Genomic DNA, 13,360 nt, shown 5'->3' on the forward strand with positions numbered 1-13,360 from the left:
AAATGAGTTAGCCGACCGCAATCTTCTTCATATCCGTCATATAACCACGTAATGTCTTACCGATTTTCTCAATAGGATGATTACGGATTGCTTCATTGATATCACGTAACTGCGCGTTATCAGTTCCATTATCAGCAACTGGTTTTGCTAAATCCCCTGCTTGCAATTTAGTCATAAAATCTTTTAGCATTGGAACAACCGCAAATGAGAATAAATAGTTACCGTACTCTGCAGTATCTGAAATAACAACGTTCATTTCATACAGACGCTTACGTGCGATAGTATTGGCAATCAACGGCAACTCATGCAGCGACTCATAATAGGCTGATTCTTCATAGATACCTGCTTCTAACATCGTATCAAATGCTAACTCAACGCCTGCTTTAACCATCGCGACTAACAGAACTCCATGGTCAAAATATTCTTGCTCAGCAATTTTACCTTCATACTCAGGGTAGTTTTCAAATGGTGTTTTGCCGGTCTCTTCACGCCATGTCAGCAAGTTTTTATCATCATTTGCCCAGTCTGCCATCATATCTGATGAGAATTTACCTGAAATAATGTCATCCATATGCTTTTGGAACAATGGCGCCATAATGGTTTTCAATTGCTCAGATAATGCATACGCACGTATTTTTGCTGGATTCGATAAACGGTCCATCATCAACGTGATACCACCTTGCTTCAGCGCTTCAGTGATAGTTTCCCAACCAAATTGAATCAATTTACCTGCATAACCCGGCTCTACGCCATCTGCAACCATTTTGTCATAACTTAATAACGCACCGGCTTGCAACATACCACACAGGATAGTTTGTTCGCCCATCAGGTCAGATTTAACTTCGGCAACAAATGAAGATTCCAGTACCCCTGCACGATGACCACCTGTTGCTGCCGCCCATGCTTTAGCAATGGCCATACCTTCACCTTTAGGGTCATTCTCTGGGTGAACAGCGATCAATGTCGGAACACCGAAACCACGCTTGTATTCTTCGCGAACTTCTGTACCTGGGCATTTTGGAGCAACCATCACAACAGTAATATCTTTACGGATCTCTTCACCTACTTCAACAATGTTAAAGCCGTGAGAGTAGCCCAGAGCCGCACCTTGTTTCATCATAGGCTGAACAGCACGAACAACAGTAGAGTGCTGTTTGTCTGGCGTTAAGTTAATAACTAAATCTGCTGTTGGGATAAGTTCTTCATAAGTCCCAACTTTAAAGCCGTTTTCCGTTGCTTTACGCCATGAAGCACGCTTTTCACTGATCGCTTCAGCGCGCAATGCATAAGCAATATCTAAACCAGAATCACGCATATTCAGGCCTTGGTTCAGACCTTGAGCACCACAACCGACGATGACGATTTTTTTACCTTTCAGATAACCTGCTTCGTCTGCAAATTCTTCGCGCTTCATAAAGCGACACTTGCCTAATTGAGCCAACTGCTCACGCAAATTCAATGTATTAAAATAATTCGCCATTGTCATACTCCATTGTTCTGTTGTGTTCGTTATGTCAGGCAGTTATTTGCCTGTCGCTCATTTTGAGCGGTTATGGATTTACTATATGCGATGTTTTGCATTGCTTAAATTGATATATTAACAATACAATGTTGCGATATTTGCAACACCATTAATTACTTCATCGAGGGCAAAATGGATATCCGTGATTTAAAGCTATTTTTACATTTGGCGGAGAGCTTACATTTCGGGCGCACCTCTAAAGCGATGCATGTCAGCCCATCAACTCTCTCTAGGCAAATACAGCGCCTAGAAGAGCAGCTTGGCCATCCATTGTTTGTAAGGGATAACCGTTCCGTAAAGCTAACTCAGGCTGGTGAGCACCTGAAACAGTTTGCTCAACAAACATTATTGCAATACCAACAACTTCGACATGCCCTTAACCAACAAAGCCCCTCGCTGAGTGGAGAACTACGTCTATTTTGTTCTGTTACCGCGGCTTATAGCCACTTACCTCAAGTGCTCGATAAATTCCGAGCATTGCACCCTCTAGTGGAAATAAAACTCACAACAGGTGATGCCGCTGATGCAGTCGAAAAGGTCGAAACAAATGAAGCCGACCTTGGTATTGCAGGGAAACCAGAGCGCTTACCTGACAACGTCCGATTCACTAAAATTGGTGAAATCCCACTGGTATTGATTGCGCCATCACTGCCATGTGCCGTACGAACGATGGTAACCGAAGCCGAACCTGATTGGTCAACAGTACCGTTTATCTTGCCCGAGCATGGGCCATCTCGTAAACGTATTGAACTCTGGTTTCGTCGCCACAACATAAACAACCCAGTTATTTATGCAACTGTCTCTGGCCATGAAGCAATAGTGTCAATGGTGGCTCTCGGTTGTGGTATCGCCCTAATCCCCAGTGTGGTTGTCGACAACAGCCCTGAACCAGTCCGTAGCCGTATTTCACAGCTCGATAATATCTCGATGGTCGAACCATTCGAGCTCGGCGTCTGTTTATTAAGCAAACGCCTTAGCGAGCCATTGATTAAAGCCTTTTGGGAACTGCTCCCAGACCAATCAATCTAAAACTTTTTGGTTATCTTGTGGCGCTAGGAAAAAGCGGAAAGACGGATTTCCAGTTTCATCATGATATTCATAACCTAGCGCATCAAGGTGCCGGTCAAAGCGCACTTCTGGCCCAGAAAGTTCGAATGCGGCAAGTACACGCCCGTAGTCCGTACCATGGCTACGATAATGAAATAGCGTTATGTTCCAATATGTTCCGAGTGTTTCTAAGAACTTCAATAATGCCCCCGGAGACTCAGGGAACTCAAAACTGTATAAGCGTTCATCTAGTGGCTTAGAAGGACGACCACCAATCATGTAGCGTACGTGTAGTTTTGCCATTTCATCATCAGATAAGTCATCGACTTCATAACCATTATTTCTGAGTTCTTGGATAATCTCACCACGTTCCCCTTCACGGCCGCTTAAACGCACCCCAACGAAGATACAAGCACGTTCTGGGTCGGCATCCGTATAGCGATAATTAAACTCAGTAATTGACCGATGGCCGAGTAACTGACAAAAACGTAAAAAACTGCCTTTTTGCTCAGGGATAGTCACCGCTAACAAGGCTTCGCGTTGCTCACCAATTTCGCAGCGTTCAGAAACATAACGAAGGCCATGGAAATTCATATTCGCGCCAGAAAGAATATGCGCTAATCGCTCACCTTTGATATTGTGCTGCTGAACATACTTTTTCAACCCAGCTAAAGCCAATGCGCCTGAAGGCTCTGCGATTGCGCGGACATCTTCGAAAATATCTTTAAGGGCTGCGCAAATAGAATCACTATCAACAGTTATGACGTCATCAACATATTGTTGGCACAGCCTAAAAGTTTCATCACCAATACGCTTTACTGCAACTCCCTCAGCGAATAACCCAACGCGAGGTAAATCAACAGGATGACCAGCTTCCAATGCCGCTTTTAAGCAAGCAGCATCTTCCGATTCAACACCAATAATTTTAATTTCTGGCATCAACTGTTTGATTAAAACAGCAACACCAGCAATCAAACCACCACCACCGACAGGAATAAAAATACGGTCTAAGTGCGCGTCTTGTTGTAATAATTCCAGAGCAATGGTCGCTTGGCCTGCAATCACAGAAGGGTGGTCAAAAGGCGGGACGAAGGTATAACCCTCTTCTTGCGCCATCGCAATAGCTTTAGCTTTGGCTTCATCAAAATTAGCACCGTGCAAAATAGCCTCACCGCCAAAACTGCGCACTGCATCAACTTTGATATCTGCCGTTGCCACAGGCATAACAATTTTTGCTTTTACACCAACACGGTTTGCTGATAATGCAACACCTTGGGCGTGGTTTCCTGCTGAAGCAGTCACTACCCCTTTAGCTTTTTGTTCTTCTGTTAGGCTAGCGATCATGGCATACGCACCACGTAGCTTAAAGCTATGCACGGGTTGTCTATCTTCACGTTTCACTAAAATTGTATTACCTAAACGCGAAGATATTTTATCCATTTGCTGAAGAGGCGTAACTTGCGCAGCTTCATAAACCGGCGCACTTAGCGCCGCTTTTAAGTAATCCGCTCCAGTTGGAGTTGCGGGTAAGGGTTTTGCTGCAGCCACAATTAGCCTCCCAACTTCGACTTATCACGCACCGCACCTTTATCAGCACTGGTAGCGAGGGAAGCATAAGCACGTAACGCAAAAGAAACTTCACGCTGACGACCACGTGGAGTAAAGGCCTTATCACCACGAGCTAATTCAGCCTCACGACGTTGGTTCAATTCACTTTCGTTAACATCAAGCACCATTGTCCGATTTGGAATATCAATATCAATAATATCGCCATCATGAACTAATGCTAATAGCCCGCCGCTTGCCGCTTCTGGTGAAATATGACCGATAGAGAGACCGGAGCTACCCCCCGAAAAACGGCCATCCGTGATTAATGCACAGCTTTTGCCTAATCCCATTGATTTTAAGTAAGAGGTTGGATAAAGCATTTCTTGCATACCCGGACCACCTTTAGGCCCTTCATAGCGAATAACAACCACATCCCCTTCAACGACTTTACCACCCAGAATGGCTTCTACTGCGTCATCTTGGCTTTCAAATACTTTGGCTGGGCCACGGAATGTTAAGCTGCCTTCATCAACCCCTGCTGTTTTCACAATACAACCATCTTCGGCAATATTACCGGACAAGACGGCTAAGCCACCATCTAAGCTATAGGCGTGTTCAATGCTACGGATACACCCATTTTCACGATCAGTATCCAATGACGGCCAGCGGCAGTTCTGTGAAAACGCTTTTGTCGTGCGGATACCGGCAGGGCCCGCGGAAAACATCGACTTCACACCTTCGTCTTTGGTTAACATCACATCATACTGCGCCAATGTCTCTTGGAAGGTTAACCCTAAAATATTCGTTACATTTTCTTGCAGCAAGCCTGCGCGGCTTAATTCACCTAAAATACCGATAACACCACCAGCACGGTGAACATCTTCCATATGATATTTTTGCGTACTTGGTGCAACCTTACACAAATGAGGAACTTGACGTGATAATCGGTCTATATCGTCCATGGTAAAGTCAATATCGGCTTCCTGTGCTGCTGCTAACAAATGAAGTACCGTATTCGTTGACCCTCCCATAGCAATATCAAGAGTCATCGCGTTTTCAAATGCAGATTTATTAGCGATATTGCGTGGTAACGCACTTTCATCGTCTTGTTCGTAGTAACGTTTAGTTAATTCGACAATACGCTTACCCGCATTAATAAAGAGTGTTTCGCGGTCTGCATGTGTCGCTAATAATGAACCATTACCCGGCTGAGAAAGCCCCAGCGCTTCCGTTAAACAGTTCATTGAGTTTGCTGTAAACATCCCTGAACATGAACCACAGGTTGGGCAAGCAGAGCGTTCGATTTGTTCACTATCTGCATCGCTAACATTTGGGTTAGCACCTTGGATCATTGCATCGACTAGATCGAGCTTGATAATTTGGTCTGAAAGCTTGGTTTTTCCAGCTTCCATCGGCCCACCTGAAACGAAAATAACAGGAATATTTAGACGTAATGCCGCCATCAACATACCCGGAGTAATTTTGTCGCAGTTTGAAATACACACCATCGCGTCCGCACAGTGTGCATTCACCATATATTCAACTGAATCAGCAATTAATTCACGGGAAGGTAAGGAATACAACATTCCGCCATGCCCCATGGCAATCCCATCATCAACGGCAATCGTATTAAACTCTTTCGCAACGCCACCCGCATTTTCGATTTGCTCTGCAACTAGTTTGCCTAAGTCACGTAAATGCACATGGCCAGGAACAAACTGTGTGAATGAGTTAACAACTGCAATAATGGGTTTTCCAAAATCAGCATCGGTCATACCTGTCGCGCGCCATAATGCACGAGCGCCAGCCATATTACGACCATGAGTTGTTGTTGCTGAACGGTACTTAGGCATATCTTTAACTCCCGTGTTTAAAACAGGCGGGGAACGTCCGCCTGTAACATCTATTTCAATTTAGTTATTAAGGGTTTACTTGATCTAACCAGCCCCATTTGTCTTCAGTTGCTCCAGTGAACAGGCCAAAGAATGCTTGCTGAATTTTTTTCGTCACAGGGCCACAGCGGCCAATTCCTACTTGAATGCCATCAACACTACGAACAGGGGTGATTTCTGCTGCGGTTCCTGTCATAAAGACTTCATCTGCTAAATACAGTGATTCGCGAGACAGTGTCTGTTCACGTACTTCAATGCCCATATCTTTTGCTAGTGTTAGGATTGCATCACGCGTAATCCCCGGTAAAGCTGAAGAGGTAAATGGTGGGGTGTACAAGATACCGTCTTTCACTTCAAAAATATTTTCACCCGCACCTTCTGACAAATAGCCATGAACATCTAGTGCGATACCTTCTTGATAGCCATGGCGACGTGCTTCGCTACCAACCAACAAAGATGATAAGTAGTTACCACCCGCTTTTGCACCTGTAGGAATGGTATTTGGTGCGACACGATTCCAAGAAGACACCATTGCATCAATACCTTGATCAAGTGCTTCTTCACCTAAATAGGCACCCCATGGGAAAGCAGCTAAAATGACATCGGTGTTGTAGCCTTCTGGTGGGTTTACACCCATGCCGACATCACCAATAAATACTAATGGACGAATATACGCACTGACTAAGTTATTTTTACGCAGCGTCTCACGGCATGCTTCCATTAATTCTTCAACGCTATAGCTGACAGGCATACGGTAAATTTTTGCTGAATCATGCAAACGTTGCATGTGTTCACGATGGCGAAAGACCACAGGACCTTTATGTGAATCATAGCAACGGACGCCTTCAAACACAGATGTACCATAGTGCAGAGCATGAGACATTACATGAACCTTTGCATCAGCCCATGGCGTCATTTCACCGTTAAACCAAATAAAGTCAGCTTTCTTAGTCATTTGTATATTCCTTACATTGCACTTTGTGTGCTTAATAGTCGTGATTCTTGTTGTAGTACTTCAACTTCCGTAATATCTGAGAGCTTAGTTAACTGAGCACAAAGTTGCGTTAACGGCCTCGGACTACTTACGGTCAGTTTAATGTTAACATTATCGCCATCTATTGACTGGCCCATATTCATGGCACTAATACGAAATCCGCGATGGCGGGTGACCCTTAATATACGCTCTAAAACCTCAGGACGGAAACGGGCCGATATTGAGAGTTGATGTTGTATCATAATGGTTTCTCCATCATTTTTTCATTACTAGCCCCAGGTGGAACCAATGGCCAGACATTTTCTAATTCATTAATGGACACTTGTAATAAATAAGCGCCCTCACTATTTAACAGCTCATCAAGGGCAGCATTCACTTCAGATTTGTCAGTAATACGTCGGCCTTTAATGCCAAATGCGCTAGCTAATGCGATAAAATCTGGGTTATCTGTCAAAATAGTTTCACTATAACGCTGCTCAAAAAACAGTTCTTGCCATTGGCGAACCATGCCTAAGCGTTGGTTATCAATTAACAGAATTTTTACGGGAAGCTGTTTACGTTTAATGGTTCCAAGTTCTTGGACATTCATCATAAAAGAACCATCACCAGATACACAGACAACAACATCTTCAGGTCTTGCAACTTGGGCTCCAATTGCCGCTGGGATACCAAACCCCATCGTGCCTAAGCCACTTGATGTTAAAAAATTCTCTGGGCCATCGACGGTGATATGTTGTGCAGACCACATTTGGTGTTGTCCGACATCCGTCGTAATCACCGTATTTGGCTTCATTTTATCTGATAGTTGTTTCAATAAGAGTGGCGCATAGATGAGCTCTCCAGGGTGATCATAACGCCAACCAAATTCTTTCTTCAGTTGCTGAACTTCCTGCTGCCAAGGAGCGATTGATTTTTTAAGTGCCAGTTCAGGTAATAAAGCCTTCGCATCACCATGTAATGCAACGTGAGTTTGCCTTAGCTTATCCAGCTCAACGTGGTCGATGTCAAGGTGAATGACTTTAGCATTCGGAGCAAAAGTATTTAATTTACCTGTGACTCGGTCATCAAAGCGAGCACCAACAGCTATCAGTAAATCACAGCGTTGTACGGAAATATTTGCTGCTTTAGTGCCATGCATACCCAACATCCCCAAATAATTTTCATCAGATGGGTGTGCAGCACCTAAGCCCTTCAATGTTGCAACAGAGGGAATACCTGTAAATTCAATAAATTTTCGTAATTCACTAACAGCTCCAGACATCCCAACACCGCCACCAATGTACAACATCGGTTTTTCGGATTGTTGTAATAATGCTCTTGCTTGCTGGATTTCAGATAATGGAGAGGTCGTCTCTTGTTCAACAGGCATTAGGAATGGAGATAGTTCAGCATGTTGTAGTTGAATATCTTTCGGAATATCAATCAGTACAGGTCCAGGACGTCCACTATTTGCGATTGCGAAAGCTTCAGCAAGGATGCGAGGTAAATCTTCTATCGCTTCAACTAAAAAGCTATGTTTAGTACAGGCCAAAGATAACCCTAAGACATCAATTTCCTGAAAAGCATCTGTTCCGATAAACTCAGAGGCAACTTGACCAGTGATAGCAACAACCGGAACCGAGTCTAACAAAGCATCCGCCAATCCTGTAATAACATTTGTTGCCCCAGGCCCTGATGTCGCGATACACACACCTGTTTTACCTGTTGAGCGCGCATAACCTATTGCTGCTATCACTGCGCCTTGTTCATGCCTACACAGCAGATGTTCCACACCACCGTCATATAACGCATCATAAACTGGCATAATTGCACCACCAGGATAGCCAAATACCGTATCAACACCTTGTGCTCGCAATGCTTGAACTAACCATTGTGCTCCGTTCATGCTTTATCTCCTGTCCGTCCACTTTTTATCTATTTGTATTTATTATGTTTTATCTATTTTATTTGCTTTAACAAACTTTAGTGTCAAAAAAAACCCCGCGCCTTTCGGTGCGGGGTTCTCGTGAGATCTGGCTGTTATTTTAGCCTTCGTCGTCCAAGTGCAGCCCCGCACGGTGGGATAATAATCACCACCACACGAATAATAATTAGGCTAACTGCTTGGATAAATGCGTTCATGAGTTTTAATTTTTCAACATTCTTAATTATCTTTATTAAAGAGGTATCATTTTAAAATCACTTTGACAACTTTTATTTAATTTATTTATTTTCAAAATATTTAACTACTTTAAAATCATAATGTTAAATAAAAATAAGAATAAAAAACCATTAAAAAGGTAATTTCACAGTAATTTTAAATGTAATTGATAGCACAATCAGCTACATCATCCAGACTCCACAAATAAAAGCAGGTAAAAATACACCTACCCATTGATTAGTTTTATTGATGCCTATCCAAGGTATCTCCATTCTTAATTCTTTATTAAATAACGGCAACCTTTGTTATACCAACATTTCGAGCCGTTTTCTAAAAAACTGAAACAGCTATGAAACTAAGTAATTAAATTATCGAACCGCTTCGCAAATACAACAAAACAGCTCTACAAATCAATTTATTCTCAACAGAATATTACTCTGTTAACTCAAATAATATTGGAGGGCTTATGACATTGGCGATTGTTTATACTAGAGCATCGATTGGCATGGAAGCTCCACTTGTCACTGTTGAAGCTCATATTAGTAATGGGCTTCCTGGCCTAACACTTGTTGGTCTCCCTGAAACCGCCGTCAAAGAAGCTAGGGATCGGGTAAGAAGTGCTTTACTAAATAGTGGGTTTGAATATCCCGCTAAAAAAATGACCGTAAATTTAGCGCCTGCAGATTTACCAAAAGAAAGTGGGCGCTACGACCTTGCAATTGCAATTGCTATTCTTGCATCATCTGGACAAATTCCTAATGAAACATTAAATCAACATGAGTTTTTAGGTGAACTGGCATTATCTGGTCTGATACGTTACGTCAACAGTGCCATTCCTGCAGCACAATCAGCATTAGAACAACGTCGAGTATTAATACTTTCAATTGAAAATCAGCACCAATTAAGCTTACTCGCTGACAATAGCGTCCATTTTGCAACATCTTTGTTAGAACTTTGCCACTTCTTACATGGTAAACAGGTCTTAGCCAGTAACCAACAAATCCACGAAGCCCCCTCATCGGCTCGATATGAAGGTGATATCAATGATATTATTGGGCAAGAACAAGGAAAACGTGCATTAGAAATTTGCGCCACAGGTGGTCATAATTTACTTCTACTAGGCCCCCCTGGTACAGGAAAAACAATGCTAGCCAGCAGGTTAATGACTTTATTGCCTCCATTAACGCCTCAGGAGGCACTAGAGGTCGCTTCATTATATAGCCTGACTGAAACCACTCGTGATAAAGTGAATTGGCCTATAAGGCCTTTTAGAACGCCTCATCACAGCACATCAATAGCTGCATTAATCGGCGGGGGTTCTCTTCCAAAACCTGGCGAAATCTCTCTTGCTCATAATGGCATTTTATTTTTAGATGAATTACCTGAATTCAGTCGTTCTGTCCTTGATTCATTAAGAGAACCTCTTGAGTCAAAAAGAGTGAGTATTTCTCGTGCAAAAGCAAAAGTTTGCTACCCTGCAAACTTTCAACTCATTGCTGCACTTAATCCAAGTCCAACAGGTCACTACCAAGGTGAAATGAGCCGCTCATCTCCCGCCCGCATATTGCGCTATCTTTCGCATATATCAGGCCCTTTTCTAGATAGATTTGATATTTCGATTGAAATACCATTATTACCTATCGGCTCATTAAGCAATCAAAATTATCAAGGTGAAACTAGTGAACAAGTCAGGCAAAGAGTGATCACGGCTAGAAATAGGCAACTTGAGCGTGCAGGAAAAATAAATAATTTACTCACGTCGAGAGAAACCACACAATTTTGCCCGCTAAAGGATAAAGATGCGTTATTCTTAGAGCATGCGTTAAATAAGTTAGGGCTTTCTATTCGGGCTTGGCACAGGGTATTAAGGGTTTCTAGGACCATTGCCGATCTTAATGCATCTGAGCATATAGAACGGGCACATTTATTAGAAGCCCTTGGGTACAGGACAATGGATAAGTTATTGCTTCATTTGCAAAAACAAGTAAGCTGAGCGGGGTAGAGAAGAGAATATTAATTATCGGATAAAAATAAAGGGACCGAAGTCCCTCTTAACATACGATGACAATATTAATCATCTGTATCGGTGTAGTCTTCCGATGGGTCTATCTGAGGTTTGCCGCCTGATAAAGTATGGAAACGTTTTGGACGGTTAATACGACTAGAATATTTTGCCCAAACTTTTTCTTCAGGGGTAGCTGGTTCACGCTCGCCGCGACATACAGCAACGAAAAGTTTTTCTTCTTCTGTCTGTGCCGCACGTTTACCAGTATCTAGCTCATTAAAAGCTTGGCCTAGGCGTTCTAGTAACTGGGCTTCCTTGATGGTGAAATCACCATGACGAGAAAAGCCACGTGGGTAATTTTTGTTATCAAAAAAACGATTAGTCGTGATGAAGCTATCTGCCATCTGACACACTCCTAACTTATTACAGTCAAACTCTATATGGCGCGGAGTATTAGACAGCATAAGCAATCTGTAAAACAAAACATTTAAATCATCACGACAAAAAAAATTGGAGATGAGTGTGGACAGCGAGTTATTGAGAACTTTTTTAGAAGTTAGTAAAACTAGGCACTTCGGTAGAGCCGCAGAATCACTCTATTTGACACAATCAGCAGTCAGCTTTCGTATTCGACAATTAGAAACTCAACTCGGAACAAGTCTCTTTACCCGCCATAGAAATAATATCCGCTTAACCGCAGCAGGTGAAAGACTCGTTCCATATGCTGAATCATTGATGAATACATGGTTACAAGCCAAAAAAGAAATATCCCATGCATCACAACATACAGAGCTTTCAATTGGTGCAACAGCATCTCTTTGGGAAGGTTATTTAGTAGACTGGATAGAAGCTCTTTATAGTCAACACGATGAGTTACGGCTTGAAGCAAGGGTTTCTACACGTCAATCATTAGTCAAACAGCTTCATTCAAGAGAATTAGATTTATTAATTGCAACTGAACCGCCCAAAATGGATGAGTTCGAAAGTACCATTATTGGTACTATTGACTTACAACTGATGGCTTCACAAAAAAATGTTGCATTAACAAAATATAATTATATCAAGCTTGAGTGGGGGGCCGATTTTCAGCCTAAAAGTGAATCCATATTAACGCAAGATGATACGCCAGTAATGATAACCACCTCTGCTCATATTACCCGTCAATTACTTCCTGTATCGCTTTCAGCTGCATTTTTACCTGCACATTGGGTATATCAATACCCAGGCTTAAAAACTCTCTCAGAAACTTCAATAAGTAAACCTCTCTATGCTGTCTGGTTACAAAAAAATGATCAGCAAGCGCTTATTAATCAGTTGATTAAAACACCAATAAAAAACGCTCTATTGACCGAAGAAAACCCAAAAGACGAGTAAGTTTTACTCGTCTCTATACTATTGCTGAGCTGCCCGTATTTACTAATAACGCCTAGCGGGTATCAACTAAAGGGTTAATATGAATAAACGTTGCTTTAATCACTTCTAGTGAATAATACAAATTTATGTCAAAGCTCATCAATGAAAGTTAAGAATAATAGCGCTTGGTCATTAATGGCAAAAGCCAAAAGCAATGTAACCGTCCATTAGCATATGGTTTATAACGTTTTTTTAGTCTATTGATTACTAGTTATCTTAAAACAACAAAAAACCTCATGCATCCCTCTACTTTAGCTAACTTATCCGTCTTATAACTATGATTTTATTCAACTGAAACTTTAACCTTTATCTGTGAGCACAGTATAAAAATTTCAGAGTAAATAATTAGTTAAGCCACTAATAGATTAGCTAACTAAAACAGCAAAAGAGCACAATTATTAAACAATGATATAGGTAAGTAGATAATTTTTGCGTTTAAAAATTAAATAATAAAAATTAAATAAATAGGCAGAAGTATTGAGCTATTCATAGATTAGTAAGGGGATTATTAATATAAATGGAAAGGAGTTATTACGTGGCAACCGGATGGTATATAAAGAAAAACCCGATTAAGGTAATCGGGTTATCAATAGATACTTCTTTTATTATTACTTAATTGGTAACTGGCAGGGGCGGAGAGGCTCGAACTCCCAACACCCGGTTTTGGAGACCGGTGCTCTACCAATTGAACTACGCCCCTAAATTAAGTGGCGGAACGGACGGGACTCGAACCCGCGACCCCCTGCGTGACAGGCAGGTATTCTAACCAACTGAACTACCGCTCCACTTATTCTTTTCG

Annotated in this window: 11 protein-coding genes and 2 tRNA genes; 3 read left to right on the plus strand and 10 right to left on the minus strand. The window is 42.0% G+C overall.

The genetic code is table 11. The features are described from left to right. Positions 1 to 7: 7 nt before the first annotated feature. Positions 8 to 1,480 carry a ketol-acid reductoisomerase gene (gene ilvC, locus RB151_RS20965; RefSeq protein WP_042845903.1) on the minus strand — a complete coding sequence of 491 codons (1,473 nt, stop codon included), beginning with the start codon at positions 1,478 to 1,480 and terminating at the stop codon, positions 8 to 10. A gap of 174 nt (positions 1,481 to 1,654) precedes the next feature. Here ilvC and ilvY point away from each other — a divergent pair, with 174 nt between their 5' ends. Next, positions 1,655 to 2,551 (plus strand): HTH-type transcriptional activator IlvY, encoded by an 897-nt coding sequence (gene ilvY / locus RB151_RS20970; protein WP_042845904.1) that lies wholly within the window; start codon positions 1,655 to 1,657, stop codon positions 2,549 to 2,551. On the opposite strand, the gene ilvA is transcribed toward ilvY, so the two are convergent. The 6 genes from ilvA to RB151_RS21000 all read right to left on the minus strand — a co-directional run bounded on the left by ilvA (position 2,543) and on the right by RB151_RS21000 (position 9,124). Next, positions 2,543 to 4,117, minus strand: a complete 1,575-nt coding sequence (gene ilvA, locus RB151_RS20975) for a threonine ammonia-lyase, biosynthetic (protein ID WP_042845906.1) — start codon at positions 4,115 to 4,117, stop codon at positions 2,543 to 2,545. The two genes, ilvY and ilvA, sit on opposite strands and share 9 nt — an antisense overlap. Before the next feature lie 2 nt (positions 4,118 to 4,119). Further along, positions 4,120 to 5,970, minus strand: a complete 1,851-nt coding sequence (gene ilvD / locus RB151_RS20980) for a dihydroxy-acid dehydratase (protein WP_042845907.1) — start codon at positions 5,968 to 5,970, stop codon at positions 4,120 to 4,122. A gap of 67 nt (positions 5,971 to 6,037) precedes the next feature. Further along, positions 6,038 to 6,964 (minus strand): branched-chain amino acid transaminase, encoded by a 927-nt coding sequence (locus RB151_RS20985; protein ID WP_042845908.1) that lies wholly within the window; start codon positions 6,962 to 6,964, stop codon positions 6,038 to 6,040. An 11-nt stretch (positions 6,965 to 6,975) separates the two neighbouring features. Then, positions 6,976 to 7,245 carry an acetolactate synthase 2 small subunit gene (gene ilvM / locus RB151_RS20990; RefSeq protein WP_042845909.1) on the minus strand — a complete coding sequence of 90 codons (270 nt, stop codon included), beginning with the start codon at positions 7,243 to 7,245 and terminating at the stop codon, positions 6,976 to 6,978. Then, the gene (gene ilvG, locus RB151_RS20995; protein ID WP_048605782.1) at positions 7,242 to 8,888 is read right to left on the minus strand and encodes an acetolactate synthase 2 catalytic subunit; all 1,647 of its coding nucleotides are present in this window, start codon (positions 8,886 to 8,888) and stop codon (positions 7,242 to 7,244) included. The genes ilvM and ilvG overlap by 4 nt, the downstream gene beginning before the upstream one ends. Positions 8,889 to 9,022: 134 nt before the next feature. After that, positions 9,023 to 9,124 (minus strand): IlvGEDA operon leader peptide, encoded by a 102-nt coding sequence (locus RB151_RS21000; protein ID WP_071548712.1) that lies wholly within the window; start codon positions 9,122 to 9,124, stop codon positions 9,023 to 9,025. A gap of 485 nt (positions 9,125 to 9,609) precedes the next feature. Between RB151_RS21000 and RB151_RS21005 the strand changes: the two genes are divergently transcribed. Then, a complete protein-coding gene (locus RB151_RS21005) occupies positions 9,610 to 11,136 on the plus strand; it encodes a YifB family Mg chelatase-like AAA ATPase (RefSeq protein ID WP_042845911.1) in 1,527 nt (508 codons plus the stop codon). A gap of 77 nt (positions 11,137 to 11,213) precedes the next feature. Here RB151_RS21005 and RB151_RS21010 read toward each other — a convergent pair whose 3' ends face one another. Then, positions 11,214 to 11,552: a DUF413 domain-containing protein gene (locus tag RB151_RS21010; protein WP_042845913.1), complete on the minus strand. Its 339-nt coding sequence runs from the start codon at positions 11,550 to 11,552 to the stop codon at positions 11,214 to 11,216. A 112-nt stretch (positions 11,553 to 11,664) separates the two neighbouring features. Between RB151_RS21010 and hdfR the strand changes: the two genes are divergently transcribed. After that, positions 11,665 to 12,522 carry an HTH-type transcriptional regulator HdfR gene (gene hdfR, locus RB151_RS21015; protein ID WP_042845915.1) on the plus strand — a complete coding sequence of 286 codons (858 nt, stop codon included), beginning with the start codon at positions 11,665 to 11,667 and terminating at the stop codon, positions 12,520 to 12,522. Between the two features lie 663 nt (positions 12,523 to 13,185). Here the strand turns inward: hdfR and RB151_RS21020 are convergent. Together RB151_RS21020 and RB151_RS21025 are read right to left on the minus strand one after the other, a co-directional pair. Next, positions 13,186 to 13,261 (minus strand) — tRNA-Trp (locus tag RB151_RS21020). Between the two features lie 8 nt (positions 13,262 to 13,269). Then, a tRNA-Asp gene (locus RB151_RS21025) sits at positions 13,270 to 13,346 on the minus strand. Positions 13,347 to 13,360: the final 14 nt, after the last annotated feature.

The organism is Providencia rettgeri (genome assembly GCF_001874625.1).
GTDB classification, from domain to species: Bacteria; Pseudomonadota; Gammaproteobacteria; order Enterobacterales; family Enterobacteriaceae; genus Providencia; species Providencia huashanensis.

Coding starts and splice junctions, on each gene's coding strand:
- ilvG (WP_048605782.1), bottom strand. CDS start 8,888: ATGAACGGAGCACAATGGTTAGTTCAAGCATTGCGAGCACAAGGTGTT.
- RB151_RS21010 (WP_042845913.1), bottom strand. CDS start 11,552: ATGGCAGATAGCTTCATCACGACTAATCGTTTTTTTGATAACAAAAAT.
- hdfR (WP_042845915.1), top strand. CDS start 11,665: ATGAGTGTGGACAGCGAGTTATTGAGAACTTTTTTAGAAGTTAGTAAA.
- ilvM (WP_042845909.1), bottom strand. CDS start 7,245: ATGATACAACATCAACTCTCAATATCGGCCCGTTTCCGTCCTGAGGTT.
- ilvC (WP_042845903.1), bottom strand. CDS start 1,480: ATGGCGAATTATTTTAATACATTGAATTTGCGTGAGCAGTTGGCTCAA.
- RB151_RS21005 (WP_042845911.1), top strand. CDS start 9,610: ATGACATTGGCGATTGTTTATACTAGAGCATCGATTGGCATGGAAGCT.
- ilvD (WP_042845907.1), bottom strand. CDS start 5,970: ATGCCTAAGTACCGTTCAGCAACAACAACTCATGGTCGTAATATGGCT.
- RB151_RS20985 (WP_042845908.1), bottom strand. CDS start 6,964: ATGACTAAGAAAGCTGACTTTATTTGGTTTAACGGTGAAATGACGCCA.
- RB151_RS21000 (WP_071548712.1), bottom strand. CDS start 9,124: ATGAACGCATTTATCCAAGCAGTTAGCCTAATTATTATTCGTGTGGTG.
- ilvY (WP_042845904.1), top strand. CDS start 1,655: ATGGATATCCGTGATTTAAAGCTATTTTTACATTTGGCGGAGAGCTTA.